The organism is Pseudomonas sp. GM74 (assembly GCF_000282455.1).
GTDB lineage: Bacteria > Pseudomonadota > Gammaproteobacteria > Pseudomonadales > Pseudomonadaceae > Aquipseudomonas.
Window position 1 is genome coordinate 1 of sequence record NZ_AKJG01000161.1, and the last position, 14,981, is coordinate 14,981.

The 14,981-nt window shown below is 61.7% G+C and carries 15 protein-coding genes; 5 read left to right on the forward strand and 10 right to left on the reverse strand.

Annotation, left to right across the window (positions count from 1 at the left end; all coding sequences use genetic code 11):
• The coding region (locus PMI34_RS01975; RefSeq protein WP_008053828.1) for a DUF2138 domain-containing protein at nt 1–1,696 on the reverse strand (1,696 nt) is incomplete at its 3' end.
• 39 nt (nt 1,697–1,735) lie between these two features.
• On the reverse strand, nt 1,736–2,527 hold the full coding sequence (locus PMI34_RS01970) for a YfaP family protein (RefSeq protein ID WP_008053829.1): 792 nt from the start codon (nt 2,525–2,527) through the stop codon (nt 1,736–1,738).
• A gap of 277 nt (nt 2,528–2,804) precedes the next feature.
• On the opposite strand from PMI34_RS01970, the gene PMI34_RS01965 reads away from it, so the two are divergent.
• The 5 genes from PMI34_RS01965 to PMI34_RS01945 all read left to right on the forward strand — a co-directional run bounded on the left by PMI34_RS01965 (nt 2,805) and on the right by PMI34_RS01945 (nt 9,163).
• Entirely contained in the window at nt 2,805–3,956 is a 1,152-nt protein-coding gene (locus tag PMI34_RS01965; RefSeq protein ID WP_032829928.1) for a Fic family protein, read from the forward strand.
• 90 nt (nt 3,957–4,046) lie between these two features.
• Complete coding sequence (locus PMI34_RS01960) at nt 4,047–4,289, forward strand: exodeoxyribonuclease VII small subunit (RefSeq protein WP_007970180.1); 243 nt, start codon at nt 4,047–4,049, stop codon at nt 4,287–4,289.
• Nucleotides 4,286–5,173 carry a (2E,6E)-farnesyl diphosphate synthase gene (ispA, locus tag PMI34_RS01955; RefSeq protein WP_008053831.1) on the forward strand — a complete coding sequence of 296 codons (888 nt, stop codon included), beginning with the start codon at nt 4,286–4,288 and terminating at the stop codon, nt 5,171–5,173. The genes PMI34_RS01960 and ispA overlap by 4 nt, the downstream gene beginning before the upstream one ends.
• A 91-nt stretch (nt 5,174–5,264) precedes the next feature.
• The gene (gene dxs, locus PMI34_RS01950; protein WP_008053832.1) at nt 5,265–7,163 is read left to right on the forward strand and encodes a 1-deoxy-D-xylulose-5-phosphate synthase; all 1,899 of its coding nucleotides are present in this window, start codon (nt 5,265–5,267) and stop codon (nt 7,161–7,163) included.
• Nucleotides 7,164–7,303: 140 nt separating this feature from the next.
• Nucleotides 7,304–9,163 (forward strand): TonB-dependent receptor domain-containing protein, encoded by a 1,860-nt coding sequence (locus PMI34_RS01945; protein WP_008053833.1) that lies wholly within the window; start codon nt 7,304–7,306, stop codon nt 9,161–9,163.
• Nucleotides 9,164–9,271: 108 nt separating this feature from the next.
• On the opposite strand, the gene PMI34_RS01940 is transcribed toward PMI34_RS01945, so the two are convergent.
• The 8 genes from PMI34_RS01940 to ribBA form a co-directional block, all read right to left on the reverse strand.
• Entirely contained in the window at nt 9,272–10,072 is an 801-nt protein-coding gene (locus PMI34_RS01940) for a cobalamin-binding protein (protein WP_008053834.1), read from the reverse strand.
• Nucleotides 10,072–10,491, reverse strand: coding sequence for a hypothetical protein (locus PMI34_RS01935; protein ID WP_008053835.1), 420 nt, complete (start codon nt 10,489–10,491; stop codon nt 10,072–10,074). The genes PMI34_RS01940 and PMI34_RS01935 overlap by 1 nt, the downstream gene beginning before the upstream one ends.
• Nucleotides 10,488–11,105, reverse strand: coding sequence for a GTP cyclohydrolase II (gene ribA / locus PMI34_RS01930; RefSeq protein WP_008053837.1), 618 nt, complete (start codon nt 11,103–11,105; stop codon nt 10,488–10,490). Before ribA ends, PMI34_RS01935 begins: the two co-directional genes overlap by 4 nt.
• A 224-nt stretch (nt 11,106–11,329) precedes the next feature.
• Complete coding sequence (locus PMI34_RS01925; RefSeq protein ID WP_007970166.1) at nt 11,330–11,833, reverse strand: phosphatidylglycerophosphatase A family protein; 504 nt, start codon at nt 11,831–11,833, stop codon at nt 11,330–11,332.
• Entirely contained in the window at nt 11,830–12,795 is a 966-nt protein-coding gene (thiL, locus tag PMI34_RS01920; RefSeq protein WP_008053838.1) for a thiamine-phosphate kinase, read from the reverse strand. Before thiL ends, PMI34_RS01925 begins: the two co-directional genes overlap by 4 nt.
• Nucleotides 12,796–12,813: 18 nt before the next feature.
• Nucleotides 12,814–13,314, reverse strand: a complete 501-nt coding sequence (gene nusB, locus PMI34_RS01915) for a transcription antitermination factor NusB (protein WP_008053839.1) — start codon at nt 13,312–13,314, stop codon at nt 12,814–12,816.
• Nucleotides 13,311–13,787, reverse strand: coding sequence for a 6,7-dimethyl-8-ribityllumazine synthase (gene ribH / locus PMI34_RS01910; protein WP_003228649.1), 477 nt, complete (start codon nt 13,785–13,787; stop codon nt 13,311–13,313). The genes nusB and ribH overlap by 4 nt, the downstream gene beginning before the upstream one ends.
• Before the next feature lie 91 nt (nt 13,788–13,878).
• Nucleotides 13,879–14,970: a bifunctional 3,4-dihydroxy-2-butanone-4-phosphate synthase/GTP cyclohydrolase II gene (gene ribBA / locus PMI34_RS01905; protein ID WP_007984459.1), complete on the reverse strand. Its 1,092-nt coding sequence runs from the start codon at nt 14,968–14,970 to the stop codon at nt 13,879–13,881.
• Nucleotides 14,971–14,981: the final 11 nt, after the last annotated feature.

Consider the following 14,981-nt stretch of genomic DNA (forward strand, 5'->3'; position numbering starts at 1 on the left):
CCAGTGCCAGCCACTGCCAGTGGCCGTCGGGCTCGCTGCCTTCGGGCAATGTCAGGGCATATTTGCCGTAGCCGCCGAGCTTGCGCAGTTTCGGGATCAGGTAGGTTTGCGCGGCGTTGTAGAACACCGGCTCCATGCCCTGGGGCAGGCTGTCGAGGGTTTCCTGCTGCATCAGTTGCGCCATCGAGTCCGGGCCGAAATAGACCGGCATCAGCAGGTCTTTCGGTACCACGTCGGCCATCGGCGGGAAGCGTTTGTCGAGGGTGCCGAGGGCTTTGTCCACGAGTTTGTCGTCTAGGGAAAACAGCAAGGTTGAACCATGCCGCGCCAGACTGACTTTCATGAACGCCTTGCCGGTAATGGCATCGGGGGCTTCAGCTTCCTTGGCCGCATAAGGACCGAAACTGGAGCTGACCTGGCGTTGCCACTGATGGCTCTGGCCTTCCTGTTTTTCCACCACCGGGAAGGCGCCTACTTCGACATTGCTCTCGTAGGCACCGACCATCGAGCCGAACAGGCTGCCCAAATCCCCATCGAGTTTGCCGCTGTCGGCATCGTTGAGGCTGGCCACCAGCAAGGGTGTGTACAACCGCGAATCGGCATACCAGCAAAGCCCCGCCGCGCCGGCCATGTGTTCGGTCAGCGCCTGGGCCACCTTCTCCTGCGCACCGAGTTTCACCAGCAGCGGTGTCTGTTGTTCGGCAGCCAGCGGCAGCGCCACGCAAGCGCTGGCGCCCATGGGCATGGCTTGCCAGATCGGTTTGAAATCGAAGTCCGGTTGATTCTCCAGTTCATCCATGGCCAGGAAGCTGTGCCAGCCCTTGTCGTCCATGTCGAAACGCAGACCGGCGAAATTCGGAATGAAGCGCTGATACCCCATGGCCAACACACTGGCATTGACCGACAGACGTTGTTTCACCTCCGGTGCGCGCGGCGGCAGGCCGAAGGCTTCGGGGAACAGTTTGTCGCCATTGAGCAACGCGGCAATAGCCGTGGTCGACACGCTGCCCGGCTCCTCCGTTGCACCGCTCTGCGGATCGTAGAGTTTCGCCGGGTTGGACAGCACCACCAGTTTGTTGCCATGGGACGCGAACAGCAGCGCCTTGCTCGCGTTGTAACTGAGTTGATAGAACGCCACGTCGTCGGCACCGACTTTCACGTCAGTGACTTTGCTCAACTGCGAGTCGTCCAGCGCCACTTTGGCCAGCGGCTCCAGCACCTTGGCCAGCCCGCCGCGATCCATCACCAGCAGGAAATCCTTGAGTCGCCCATCCGCCCCGCGCCACAACGCTACGTCGGCAGGCTGATCGAACAGTTGCTCGATCAAGGTGTCCTGCAGTTTCAGGTCATGTTCGTAGATGATCCGCCGCAAGCTGCCGATCAACCCCAGGCGGTCGACGTGGGTTTCGTAATAGAAGACGAAATCTTCGGTCAGGGTTTCCTTGAGGAACGGCACCGCCAGCAAGTCCTTGGGCAACTGGCTCAGGGAATGAGTTTCCAGCAGGCCATCGGGGCGGCTCATGCCCAGTTTGTCACTGGCCAACACAGGCGCCGGGGCCCTGGGCTTGTGCATGAACCACCCCAACCCACCGGCCACGCCAATGACCAGGCATATTCCGATCAGCAGCGTCGGCCAATGCAAGGAAGGTTTGGCCGCTGGTTCGCCAGCGGCCGGAGTAACAGTGCAATCACTCATGTTCACAAAACCCGATGTTCATCCGTGGAGCGGGGATGCTTAGTAGTTGAAAGTCTTGACCAGCAGCAGGTCGCCGATTGCGCGCAGGGGCACGATGAAGGTCTCGCGCTTTTCATCGACGGTGTTTTCGTTGAGCACCAGGTTGATCTGCGAGGTGATCACCTCGTTCTGGTTGCCGGACTCATCGAAGTTATAGCCGCCGCTGCCGAAGTTGCCCCAATAGTTCACGTAAACCAGATAAGTGCCACGCTGCGGTGCGGTCATGGTGAACATTTCCGGACCCGGGCCATCGACGCCGTCAGGGTCGAGGCCGCCGCCATTGGTCAAGGCCGAGTGCGCCCAGAAGGCATGCTGGCCATCTGGCGTGACAATATGCAGGTCGAGTTCGGCTTTCGGATCGTCCCAACCCAGTACCACGCGAATCCGCGCCGGGGTGCGCAGGTTGTTGGCTTCATAGAATTGAACACGCTTGAGGGACTGGCCTTCGGCGCTGCGCACTTCGACGCTGTTGGAACCGGCGCCAAACGCATAGGGCCGGGCGAAATGCCCTTGCTCGTCGGTATAGAGATTCAGCGGATTGCCGTTGACCGCCAAGGTATGCGGCCCGCGCTGGGTGCCGATCGCCTTGAGCCGACCTTCGATCATCGTGCGATTGCGCTGCACACCCCGGTCGATGGGTGGCGTGGGATAGGCGACTTGCGGGTATTCGCTACGGTCCAGCAGACCGTTGTAACGCCAGCCGCCCACCGGTTCCGACAACTCGGCATTCGGCGCGGCCAGAATCACGGGCGCGAAAACCAGCCCGATCAGCAGCAAAAGAAATGAGCGCATGCGACGCCTCCTGCCATGCATGACGAAACCTTGCGCCTGATCCTGAGCGCATTGCAGATGTCGATACTGCGTTTCGTCTGAAAGACCCGTGACTATTGGGTCGTAGATGGCGCAAAGGTTAGCCATTCGGGTGTTTTTTAACAATCGGATGGCTCCGAAATTGCGGCGGGAATCACGGTTACGGGTGGACGGTGAGCCGAATACGCGCCATATTCGGCTCATTATGTGAGCCGAATATCCTTTCCAATCGGCTCACCCCACTTAGAGCATCAAGTTCATGACACCTCAATGGATATGGCAGCAGCCTGATTGGCCGGGGTTCACCTGGAATGCCGAACGCCTGGCGCCTTTGTTACGCGAGTGCGTTCAAGGACAAGGCCGGCTAATGGGCATGGCCAGTTCCGTGGGCAGTTCGCTGAGCGCGCAAAGTGAACTGGATGCATTGCTGCAGAACATCGTCACCTCGTCGGCGATTGAAGGCGAACAGCTGAATGTCGGTTCAGTTCGTTCTTCATTGGCGCGGCGATTGGGGTTGGAACTCAATGATGGCGACAACGTCAGCAAGCGCAGTGAAGGGCTCGCGCAATTAATGCTCGATGCTACCCGGCATTTCGCCGAGCCGCTGACACTTGAACGATTGCTGGATTGGCATGAATGGCTGTTTCCAGAACAGGAAATTGGCTTGGCCGCGCAAAGCATTCGTGTAGGTGCTTTGCGCGGCGATGATCCAATGCAAGTGGTTTCCGGTCGTCTCGACAGACCGACCGTGCACTTCGAAGCACCGCCTCGCCTGGGCCTTGAGCGCCAACTCGATGCCTTCCTCGAATGGTTTGAAACCAGCCGAAATCAGTCCGGGCCCGACCCTGTGCTGCGAGCTGGCATCGCACACTTCTGGTTTGTCACACTCCACCCGTTTGACGACGGCAACGGTCGCCTGACCAGGACGATCACCGACCTTGCATTGGCTCAAGGCGAGGCTCAGGCGATCCGTTTTTATGCCATGTCGGCGAGTATTCTCGAGGATCGATCTGGCTATTACCGGGTGCTGGAAACCTGCCAGAAATCCAACACGGACATTACGGTTTGGCTCGAATGGTTCCTGCAAACTCTATTGCGCAGCTTGCAACAAGCCATGGCACGGATCGAATCCGTGCTGGGCAAAGCGCGCTTCTGGCAGGCGCACCGGGAGTCCGAGCTGTCGACCGAGCAGACCAAAGTACTGAATCGTTTGCTGGACGGAGGGGAGCGTGGATTCGAAGGCGGGATCAGTGCGGCGCAGTATCAGGCCGTGGCGAAAGTCTCCAAAGCGACCGCGACCCGGCATCTGGCGGAACTGCTGGAGAAGGATTGCCTGCAACGCCTGCCGGGTGGCGGGCGCAGTACTCGCTACCAGATCAAATATCCCGACCAAGCGCATCCTGAGCGCTGAAACCCTTGCACCAACCACCCCGCTCATTTGCCCATGAACCCCCTATCTGCTAGTGTCGCGCCGGTTTAACGTCAACCGGAAATCGCCGCCATGGCCCGCAAAAAAGCTGCACTGGATTTCGAACAGTCCCTCGCCGACCTGCAAACGCTGGTGGAGCGTCTGGAGAATGGCGAATTGTCGCTGGAAGACTCGCTGGCCGCTTTCGAGCAAGGCATCGGTCTGACCCGCGATTGCCAGGCGGCGCTGGCCCAGGCCGAGCAAAAGGTTCAGGTGCTGCTCGAGCGTGATGGCGAGTTGGCCGAGGAACCCTTCGACGCGGATCAGCCAGAATGATTGCAGCGTACTCGGCAAGCAGCCAGGCCCGCGTCAATGCGGCTCTGGAAACCCTGTTCACGGCACCGAGCCCGGAGCTGGCGCGGCTGTATGAAGCCATGCGCTACAGCGTGATGAATGGCGGCAAACGCGTGCGCCCACTGTTGGCCTACGCCGCGTGCGAAGCGTTGGGCGGCAAGGCCGAGCAAGCCAACGGCGCAGCCTGTGCGGTGGAGCTGATCCACGCCTATTCGCTGGTACATGACGATTTGCCGGCGATGGACGATGACGATCTGCGTCGCGGCCAGCCCACCACCCACAAGAAATTCGATGAAGCCTGCGCAATCCTCGCCGGCGACGGTTTGCAGAGTCTGGCCTTCAGCGCCCTGCTCGACCCACGCCTGAGCACATTGGACACCGAGATCCACCTGCAGATGGTCAGTGCCTTGGCGCTGGCGGCAGGCCCGGCGGGCATGGTCGGCGGTCAGGCCATCGACCTCGGCTCGGTCGGTCTGAAGCTTGACCAGAAAGCCCTGGAGTACATGCACCGGCACAAGACCGGTGCGTTGATCGAAGTCAGCGTCAAGCTCGGTGCCCTGGCCAGCGGCCGTGCCGAGAAAGACGAACTCAAGTCCCTGCAGACTTATGCACAGGCCATCGGCCTGGCATTCCAGGTGCAGGACGACATTCTCGACGTCGAAAGCGATACCGAAACCCTCGGCAAACGCCAGGGCGCCGACATTGCCCGGGACAAGCCGACCTACCCGGCCCTGCTCGGCCTCGACGCCGCCAAGGCCTATGCCCTGGAGCTGCGCGACCAGGCCCTGCACGCGCTGCGACCGTTTGACGCGGCGGCCGAGCCCTTGCGTGATCTGGCCCGGTATATCGTCGATCGCCGCAGCTGAAGGCGATTGCGCCAAAAAAGCCCAACGCGTGGGCAGGGGGCGATGCATCAGGTAAACTGCCGCATCTTTTATACCTATAACGATTCGCCTGATGCCCACGACGTTTCATGAGATTCCCCGCAAGCGCCCGACCACGCCCCTGCTCGACCGCGCGAACACGCCGGACGGCCTGCGCCGGTTAGGCGAAGCCGAGCTGGAAACCCTGGCCGATGAGTTGCGCCTGGAATTGCTCTACACGGTCGGCCAGACCGGTGGGCATTTCGGTGCCGGCCTGGGCGTGATCGAGCTGACCATTGCGCTGCATTACGTCTTCGACACCCCGGACGACCGGCTGGTGTGGGACGTGGGTCATCAGGCTTATCCACACAAGATCCTCACCGGTCGTCGCGAGCGCATGGGCACCCTGCGCCAGAAGGACGGCGTCGCTGCGTTCCCGCGCCGCTCCGAGAGCGAATACGACACCTTTGGCGTCGGCCACTCCAGCACCTCGATCAGTGCAGCGCTGGGCATGGCGATTGCCGCCCGCCTGCAAAACAGCGAGCGCAAGGCGATCGCGGTGATCGGCGACGGCGCGCTGACCGCGGGCATGGCGTTCGAGGCGCTGAACCATGCGCCGGAAGTGGACGCCAACATGCTGGTGATCCTCAACGACAACGACATGTCGATCTCGCGCAACGTCGGTGGCTTGTCGAACTACCTGGCGAAGATCCTTTCCAGCCGCACCTACGCGAGCATGCGCGAAGGCAGCAAAAAAGTGTTGTCGCGCCTGCCCGGCGCCTGGGAAATCGCTCGCCGGACCGAAGAATATGCCAAAGGCATGCTGGTTCCCGGCACGCTGTTCGAAGAATTGGGCTGGAACTACATCGGCCCGATCGATGGCCACGACCTGCCGACCCTGATCGCCACCCTGCGCAACATGCGCGACCTGAAAGGTCCGCAGTTCCTGCACGTCGTCACCAAGAAAGGCAAAGGCTTCGCTCCGGCGGAAGTCGACCCGATCGGTTACCACGCCATCACCAAACTCGAACCGCTGGACGCTCCGGCCGCCGCGCCGAAGAAGGCCAGCGGGCCGAAGTACTCCGGTGTGTTCGGCGAATGGCTGTGCGACATGGCGGCGGCCGATCCGCGCCTGGTCGGGATTACCCCGGCGATGAAGGAAGGCTCGGACCTGGTTGCCTTCAGCGAACGTTTCCCGCTGCGTTACTTCGACGTGGCCATTGCCGAGCAGCACGCCGTCACCCTCGCGGCCGGCATGGCCTGCGAAGGTGCCAAACCCGTGGTGGCCATCTATTCGACCTTCCTGCAGCGCGGCTACGACCAGCTTGTCCACGATGTGGCGGTGCAGAATCTCGACGTGCTGTTCGCCATCGACCGTGCAGGCCTGGTGGGCGAAGACGGCCCGACCCACGCCGGCAGCTTCGATTTGTCGTTCCTGCGCTGCATTCCCGGCATGCTGGTGATGACCCCGAGCGATGAAAACGAGCTGCGCAAGATGCTCACCACCGGCCACCTGTACGAAGGCCCGGCGGCGGTGCGTTACCCGCGCGGCAACGGCCCGAACGCGACCATCGAGAAAGACCTCGAACCGATCGAGATCGGCAAAGGCATAGTCCGCCGCCAAGGCAGCAAAGTCGCCCTGCTGGTATTCGGCGTGCAACTGGCCGAAGCCCTGAAAGTCGCCGAAACGCTGGACGCGACGGTGGTCGACATGCGTTTCGTCAAGCCGCTGGATGAAGCACTGGTTCGCGAAATCGCCGGCAGCCACGATCTGCTGGTGACCGTCGAAGAAAACGCGATCATGGGCGGCGCCGGTGGTGCGGTCAGCGAATTCCTCGCTCGCGAGAACATCCTCAAGTCGATGCTGCACCTGGGCTTGCCGGACATTTACGTCGAACACGCCAAGCCTGCGCAAATGCTGGCCGAGTGCGGCCTGGATGAGGCGGGAATCGAAGCGTCCATTCGCGAGCGCTTGCAACTGCTCAACATCTAATCGCAATACCCTGTGGGAGCGGGCTTGCTCGCGAAAGCGTCGGATCATTCAACTGGAAAGTTGACTGACACTCCGCCTTCGCGAGCAAGCCCGCTCCCACATTTGATTTGTGTGCGCCACGAAGCACCAACGGACTGCCAATGAAACTCTCCCCCCTCGCCCTGACGCTGGCTCTGCTGCCGGCTGGCCAGCTGCTTGCCGACACCTTCGAACGCGACCAGGCATTGAAGCTGCCCGACGTATTGATCAGCGCCAACCGCCAGGTCGAAGCGCGCAACGACAGCAGCGCCGCCAACACGGTGTTCACCCGCGAGGACATCGATCGCCTGCAACCCGACAGCGTTACCGATCTGCTACGTCGGGTGCCGGGTGTGCAGGTTTCGCAAACGGGTGGGCGCGGCAGCCTTCCGGGTGTATACATCCGCGGCACCCAGTCGGCCCAGAGCCTGGTGTTGGTGGACGGCCAGCGCATCGGCAGCTCGACCTCCGGCGACAGCAACCTGCAACACATCAATATCGAGCAAGTCGAGCGCGTGGAAGTGCTGCGCGGCTCCCGCTCGGTGATTTATGGCAGCGATGCGATTGGCGGGGTGATCCAGATCTTCACTCGCCGTGGTAGCGAACAAGGCCTGCAACCGCGTTTGCACACGGGTTTTGGCAGCAACCAGACCTGGGAGCACAGCCTTGGCCTGTCCGGTGGGGATGAGCGAACCCGCTTCAACCTCGGCGCCAGCCTCGACGACAGCGCCGGGATCAATCGCACCCACCAGTCACACCCCAGCGACGGCGACCATGACGAGTATCGCAACCAGTCGTTCAGCCTGAGCTTGAGCCATGCCCTGGGCGATGACGTCGAGATCGGCGCCAACGTGCTGGATAACCGTGGCAAGAGCGAGTTCGACAGCCCGTTCGCGTCGGTCCAGCAACAGCCCTACAGCAACTTCGATGTCAGTAGCGTCAGCAGCTATGTCGATGCACGGGTCAACGACCTGTGGAAAACCCGCATTGATTTCGGCCACAGCGAAAACCGCGAGGAGCCCCTCGACAAGCTCAGCGATGAACGCACGGTGTTCAACACGTATCGCGACTCGGTGACCTGGCAAAACGACCTGACGCTAAACGAGCGCAATAGCCTGCTGCTGGGCGGCGACTGGTATGAAGACCGGATCAACAGCAGCACGGCGTATGACGAAGACAGCCGCTGGAACCGCGCCGCGTTTATCCAGCATCGTTTTCAGGCGGACAGTTTCTCCACGGAGTTGGGCCTGCGTCACGACGATAACCAGCAGTTCGGTAGCCAGAATACCTGGAGCGGCACCTTCACCCTGCCGCTGAACCCGGACAACGAAATGCTGCTGACCTACAGCGAAGGCTTCCGCGCGCCGACGTTCAACGATCTGTATTACCCGGACTTCAGCAACCCGGACCTGAAGCCTGAAACCTCGAAAAGCTATGAACTGCAGTGGCGCAGCCAGTTGACCGAGAGCAGTCGTCTGGAGGCTTCGCTGTATCGCACCGACCTTGAAGACGCGATTATCTTCGGCAGCAACTCGCGCCCCGAAAACGTTGCCTCGGCGCGGATCAACGGTTTTGAAGCGGCATTGAAGCAGGAGTTGTTCGGCTGGCAGAGCAACCTTGGCGTGGCGATCATCGACCCGCGGGATCGCGACACTGGCCATACCCTGGCCCGTCGTGCGCGGCGCACCTTGAGCCTGGACCTGGATCGGCAATTCGATCGCCTGGGCCTCGGCGCCAGTTGGCAAGCGGTCAGCAGCAGCTATGACGACCTGAACAATCAACAGCCGCTTGGCGGCTATGCCTTGTTGGGACTGCGCAGCAGCTGGGAGCTCAATCGTGAAATCAGGCTGCAACTGAAGGTCGATAACCTGCTGGACAAGGGTTACAGCCGGGCGTTGTACAGCTACCAAGGTAGCCAGTATGGGTATCGCGAGGAAGGTCGGGCGTGGATGTTCGGGGTGACCTGGACGCCGGAGATCTGAGCCGGACCTTGTACTGTCTGGGCCGACCTCTTCGCGGGCAAGCCCGCTCCCACAGGTTTAGCGCGATCCTGTGGGAGCGGGCTTGCTCGCGAAACAGTCAACTCGGTCTCAGCGGTCGGGCGCAATCAAATGACAAAGCTTTGCAGTCGCCTCGATCATCTGCCCACTCGGCCGTTCCAACCCCTTATCCGTGACCAGGCGCAACTGTCCCTGTGCCACGGCCGCCACCTGCGGCCAGGCTTTCCACGCATCAAGTTGCGCCTGATCGCTGACCAGAATCACCTCGGGATTACGCTGCAACACGGCTTCCACACTGACTTGCGGTGCAGGCAGTGTCAGGTCGGCAAACACGTTGTGCGCGCCGCAGACCTCCAGCGCATCACTGATGATCTGCTCGCCACCCACCGTGTACAGCGGTCGATCCCACACCTGATAGAACACCCGTAGTGGCTGATCCCGCCGATAGCGTTGGCGCAATTCATCCAGCCGCTGGCGTAAATCAGTGGCCAACGAAATTCCGCGTTCAGGCCGACCGAGCTGAGCGGCAATGGTCTCGATCTGTGCGGCGAGCTGGTCCAGGCTGTGGGGTTCGGCGACGAAAGTGGGAATATTCAGGCGCTTGAGCTGGTCACGCTGGGCCGGTCCGACGCTACCGGGCCATAGCAGCAACAGATCGGGTTTCAGGCTGAGCAAGCGCTCCATGTCCAGCTGGCCATAGCGGCCAACGGAGGGCAGGCCCTTGAGTTCGGCAGGTCGCTCACCGGCGTCCAGCACACCGACCAGGAGGTCGGCGGAGCCCAGTTCAACGACGATTTCAGAGAGCGACGGTGCCAGGCTGACAACCCGCTCGACCGCGAATGCCGAGGCGCTGGCGGCCAGCAGCAACACCGCCAGCCAGCGCGCGCGCATCAACCGAGTTGACGCGGAATACGGTAGAGGTAGAACAGCACCGCGGTCGACAGTGCCAGCAGCAACAGCGGCACGGCTTCGAGACCGACGAACACCGCCAGGGCACCGATCCAGGCCGGCAGTCCGGCGGCCAGGAATGCCGTGCGCCGCTTGGCCGCCAGACTGATCCAGGCGGCAGGTTCTTCAGGGGTATCGAGGGCTTTCTGGGTGGCGATCAGCGCGTGTTTGTAGGCGCCGAAAAACTTCAGGCTGACAAACATCGAGGCGACTCCGGCGATGAACAACGGCATCGCCAGCACCGGCAGAATGGCTTCGCTCTGGCCGAACAGCGCGTTGATCACAAACAGCGGCAACAGGGCCAGTGCCAGGTATTGCCACCAGTTGACCGACAGTCGCCGCCGCACCTGACCGCGGGTCACGCCCGGTCTACCTCGCCCTGATGCTCATTGCCCATCATGTGGTCTAGCTTGCTGGCCTTGGTCGCCAGGTAGAGTCGGTTATGCGGGTTGTGGCCGGTGTGCAGCGGCACGCGCTCGGCGACCACGATACCCATGTCGGTCAAAGCCTTGACCTTGCGCGGGTTGTTGGTCATCAGGCGCAGGGACTTCACGCCCAGGTGCTCCAGCATCGGCAGGCACATGGCGTAGTCACGCTGGTCGGCGGCAAAGCCCAGGCGCTCGTTGGCTTCGACGGTATCGGCGCCACCGTCCTGCAGCTCATAGGCGCGGATCTTGTTCAGCAGGCCAATGCCCCGGCCTTCCTGGCGCAGGTAGAGCAAGACGCCACGACCTTCACGGGCGATGGCCTGCAAGGCGGCCTCCAGTTGCGAGCCGCAGTCGCAACGCTGGCTGAACAGGGCATCGCCCGTCAGGCATTCGGAGTGCAACCGGCCGAGTACCGGGGCACCGTCGTCGAATTCACCCAGGCTCAGCACAACGTGCTCGCGGCCGGTGGCTTCATCGAGAAAGCCATGCATGGTGAATTGCGCAAAAGGCGTTGGCAGCTTGGAAGCGGCGACAAAAACGACAGGCACCGGTGTGCTCCTGATCTAAAAGTCTGAAGATTCGCAGAGCCGGCATTGTAACAGCAGGTTCCGGAGGACGCTTAGGCTGAATTATCGGCGATAACCATCAAAATGTTTGATATACGCCGCCACAATCAATGTGGGAGCAACTGTCTTCACCTTGCCACTCGTCACCGCCACCCGTGCCTCCCCCCGATTAACCGTTCTCCTGATTAACGCCTGGCCCCCCTCGATCAGGCGAAAAACCACACCAGCCCCTGCATCGCCAACCAGGCGAACACCCCGGCCAGGACATCATCGAGCATGATGCCGACGCCGCCATGTACGTGCCGGTCAATCCAGCGAATCGGCCATGGCTTGAGAATGTCGAAGAAGCGGAACATCAGGAAACCCGCCAGCAACCACTGCCAGCCTTCCGGCACCAGCCACAGGGTGATCCACATCCCGACCATTTCGTCCCAGACGATGCCTTCATGGTCGTGTACCCGCAAATCGTCGGCCACTTTGCCGCACAGCCAGAAACCGAACAGCATGGTGATGCCCAGCATCAGCCAGTAACCCCAGTCGGGCAGCATTTGCCACAACGGAATAAAGGGCAGCGCAACCAACGACCCCCAAGTGCCGGGCGCCTTTGGCAAGGTGCCCGAGCCGAAGCCGAACGCCAGGAAATGCCATGGATTACGCCAGACCGACGGCGGTACGAACTCCGCCGGGACCTGTTTGGGATGATCTGTCACGGTGACTCCCGAAAATGTTGATAACCCCGGGTTTGCGGGGTGATGTCTTTGCCATCGGCGTCCAGCAGCCTCACGCCCTGCCCCGTCACCACCTGCCCGATTACATGGATCGGCCAGCCAGCGCCCAGCAATAGCGGCAACTCGACGGACGGTAAAGTGAAAACCAGGACGTAATCGTCGCCGCCGCTCAGGGCCGCAACCTGTGCGTCCGATTGACCGAGAAAGTCGACCAGGCTCTGCGACAGCGGTAAACGATCCCGCTCGACTTCGATACCGACCTTCGAAGCCAGCGCGATATGCCCGCAATCAGCGAGCAAGCCGTCGGAGATATCCATTGCCGAAGTGGCCTTGCCCCGTAGCGCCTGACCCAAACCGAGCTGCGGTTGCGGCGACCAGTAATGCGCCAGCAACGGCTCGGCAATGCTCGCTTGCGCTGTGCGCTGGCCGAGCACCAAGGGCAAGGCACCGGCGGCATTGCCCAGGTTGCCGCCGACACACAGCAGGTCGCCCGGTTGCGCACCGCTGCGGGTCAGCGCCAGACCGGCCGGTACGCGCCCGAACACGGTCATGGTCAGGCTCAGCGGCCCGCGGGTCGTGTCGCCACCCACCAGCGCCACGCCGCAACTTTGCGCCATCTGGTTCAAACCGCGGGCATAGGCTTGCAGCCAATCGGCGGTCACCGTCGGCAAGGTCAGGGCAAGGGTAAAGGCAACCGGAGTGGCGCCCATGGCGGCCAGGTCGCTGACGGCTACGGCCAGCGAGCGCTGACCGAGCAGAAACGGATCGCAGGGATCGGCGAAATGCACGCCGGCCACCAACGTATCGGTAGAAATCGCCAACTGCTCCCCGGGAGGAACAGCCAGCAAGGCGCAGTCATCGCCAATCCCGAGGGCAACGCCTTCGCCGCCCTGCGCACAAGGCGCAGCGGCGAAGAAGTTACGGATCAGTTCAAACTCACCCATAGCAGTTGCAAGCGCCGATCAGCGCTTGAACGCCTTGACTTCAGCTTCACGCAGACGCGGGGCCAGCTTGTCGAGCACACCGTTGACGAACTTGTGGCCGTCGGTGGAACCGAAGACCTTGGCCAGTTCGATACCTTCGTTGATCACAACGCGGTACGGCACGTCGACGCGCTTGAGCAGTTCCCAGGTGGACAGGCGCAGAACCGCCAGTTCAACCGGGTCCAGCTCTTCGATGGTCAAATCCAGACATGGCGTGAGCGCGGTGTCGATTTCGGTCTTGAACTGCGGAACCCCGTGCAGGATCTCGCGGAAGTAGGCGCCGTCGACATCGGTGAAATCGTTATCGACCCGGAACTGCGCTTCGATCTCGTTCAGCGATTGCTTGGCCATGTGCCATTGGTACAGCGCCTGGGTCGCGAGCTGACGGGCTTCGCGACGCTTGACGCTTTTCGATGGCTTGCCGGCATCCGCAGGCTTTGGATCGCGCGGGTTGAAACGATCGCTTTCGTCGCTAATCACTTGGCCTCCAACTGCGCCAGCAGGCTGACCATTTCCAGAGCGGACAGGGCAGCTTCAGCACCTTTGTTGCCGGCCTTGGTGCCGGAACGTTCGATGGCTTGCTCGATGGAATCAACGGTCAGGACGCCGAAGGCGACAGGAACGCCGAACTCCATGGACACCTGGGCCAGGCCCTTGGTGCATTCGCCAGCCACGTATTCGAAGTGCGGAGTGCCGCCACGAATGACCGCGCCCAGGGCGATGATTGCCGCGAATTCGCCTTTCTGGGCGACTTTCTGCGCAACCAGCGGAATTTCGAAGGCGCCAGGTGCGCGGATGATGGTGATGTCGCTTTCGCTCACGCCGTGGCGAACCAGGGCATCAACTGCACCGCTGACCAGGCTTTCAACGACGAAGCTGTTGAAACGGCCCACTACCAGAGCGTAGCGGCCTTTAGGGGCGATGAAGGTACCTTCGATGGTCTTCAGGGTCATTCGATAGATCTCTTAAAGAGCCGGGACGCGTCTCGTACGCGCCCCTCGGTGATATTTGAACCGCGAATTCAAGGCCGGAAACAACCGGTCATTATTCGGAGGGCACGTATTCTACAACTTCCAGATCGAAACCGGATATCGCATTAAATTTCATTGGCGCCGACATCAGGCGCATTTTGCGCACGCCCAGGTCCCGCAGGATCTGCGAACCGGCACCGACAGTGCTGTAGGTGGTCGGTTTTTTCACCGCGGCGTGATCGGCGGTTTCGCGGATATGCGCCAGCAACACGTCGCCATCGAGCGGGTGACCGAGCAACAGCACCACGCCGCTGCCGGCCTCGGCAACCGTGGCCATGGCGGCCCGCAGGCTCCAGCGGCCCGGCTGCTTGACCATCAGCAGGTCACGCAGCGGGTCCATGTTGTGCACGCGAACCAGGGTCGGCTCTTCGGCACACACGTTGCCCAGGGTCAGCGCCATGTGCACGTCGCCTTCCACCGAATCACGATAGGTCACCAGGTTGAATTGGCCCAGTTCGCTGTCCAGTGGCTGCTCGGCAATCCGCTGAACGGTACGTTCGTGGATCATCCGGTAGTGAATCAGGTCGGCGATGGTGCCGATCTTGATGTCGTGTTCGGCGGCAAAAGCTTCCAGCTCGGCGCGACGGGACATGGTGCCGTCGTCGTTCATCACTTCGCAGATCACGCCGCTCGGCTCGAAACCGGCCATGCGCGCCAGGTCGCACGCCGCTTCGGTGTGGCCGGCACGGGCCAGGGTGCCGCCGGCCTGGGCCATCAGCGGGAAGATGTGGCCCGGGCTGACGATGTCTTCAGCCTTGGCATCACGGGCGGCGGCGGCCTGCACGGTGCGCGCGCGGTCGGCGGCGGAGATGCCGGTGGTCACGCCGGTGGCCGCTTCGATCGATACGGTGAACTTGGTGCCAAAACCGGAACCATTGCGCGGCGCCATCAACGGCAGCTTGAGCAGTTCGCAGCGCTCGCGGCTCATCGGCATGCAGATCAGGCCACGGGCGTGCTTGGCCATGAAGTTGATGTGCTCAGGCTTGCAGCACTCGGCGGCCATGATCAGGTCGCCTTCGTTCTCGCGGTCTTCGTCATCCATGAGGATGACCATCTTGCCTTGGCGGATGTCTTCAACCAGTTCTTCGATGCTATTGAGCGCCACAAGGCACCCCC

Bases quoted from the DNA above. Each gene is read 5' to 3' on its own strand.
- PMI34_RS01940 (WP_008053834.1), bottom strand. From the start codon at position 10,072: ATGCGCGCGCGCTGGCTGGCGGTGTTGCTGCTGGCCGCCAGCGCCTCG.
- ribH (WP_003228649.1), bottom strand. From the start codon at position 13,787: ATGACCCTGAAGACCATCGAAGGTACCTTCATCGCCCCTAAAGGCCGC.
- PMI34_RS01970 (WP_008053829.1), bottom strand. From the start codon at position 2,527: ATGCGCTCATTTCTTTTGCTGCTGATCGGGCTGGTTTTCGCGCCCGTG.
- ispA (WP_008053831.1), top strand. From the start codon at position 4,286: ATGATTGCAGCGTACTCGGCAAGCAGCCAGGCCCGCGTCAATGCGGCT.
- thiL (WP_008053838.1), bottom strand. From the start codon at position 12,795: ATGGGTGAGTTTGAACTGATCCGTAACTTCTTCGCCGCTGCGCCTTGT.
- PMI34_RS01960 (WP_007970180.1), top strand. From the start codon at position 4,047: ATGGCCCGCAAAAAAGCTGCACTGGATTTCGAACAGTCCCTCGCCGAC.
- PMI34_RS01965 (WP_032829928.1), top strand. From the start codon at position 2,805: ATGACACCTCAATGGATATGGCAGCAGCCTGATTGGCCGGGGTTCACC.
- dxs (WP_008053832.1), top strand. From the start codon at position 5,265: ATGCCCACGACGTTTCATGAGATTCCCCGCAAGCGCCCGACCACGCCC.
- PMI34_RS01945 (WP_008053833.1), top strand. From the start codon at position 7,304: ATGAAACTCTCCCCCCTCGCCCTGACGCTGGCTCTGCTGCCGGCTGGC.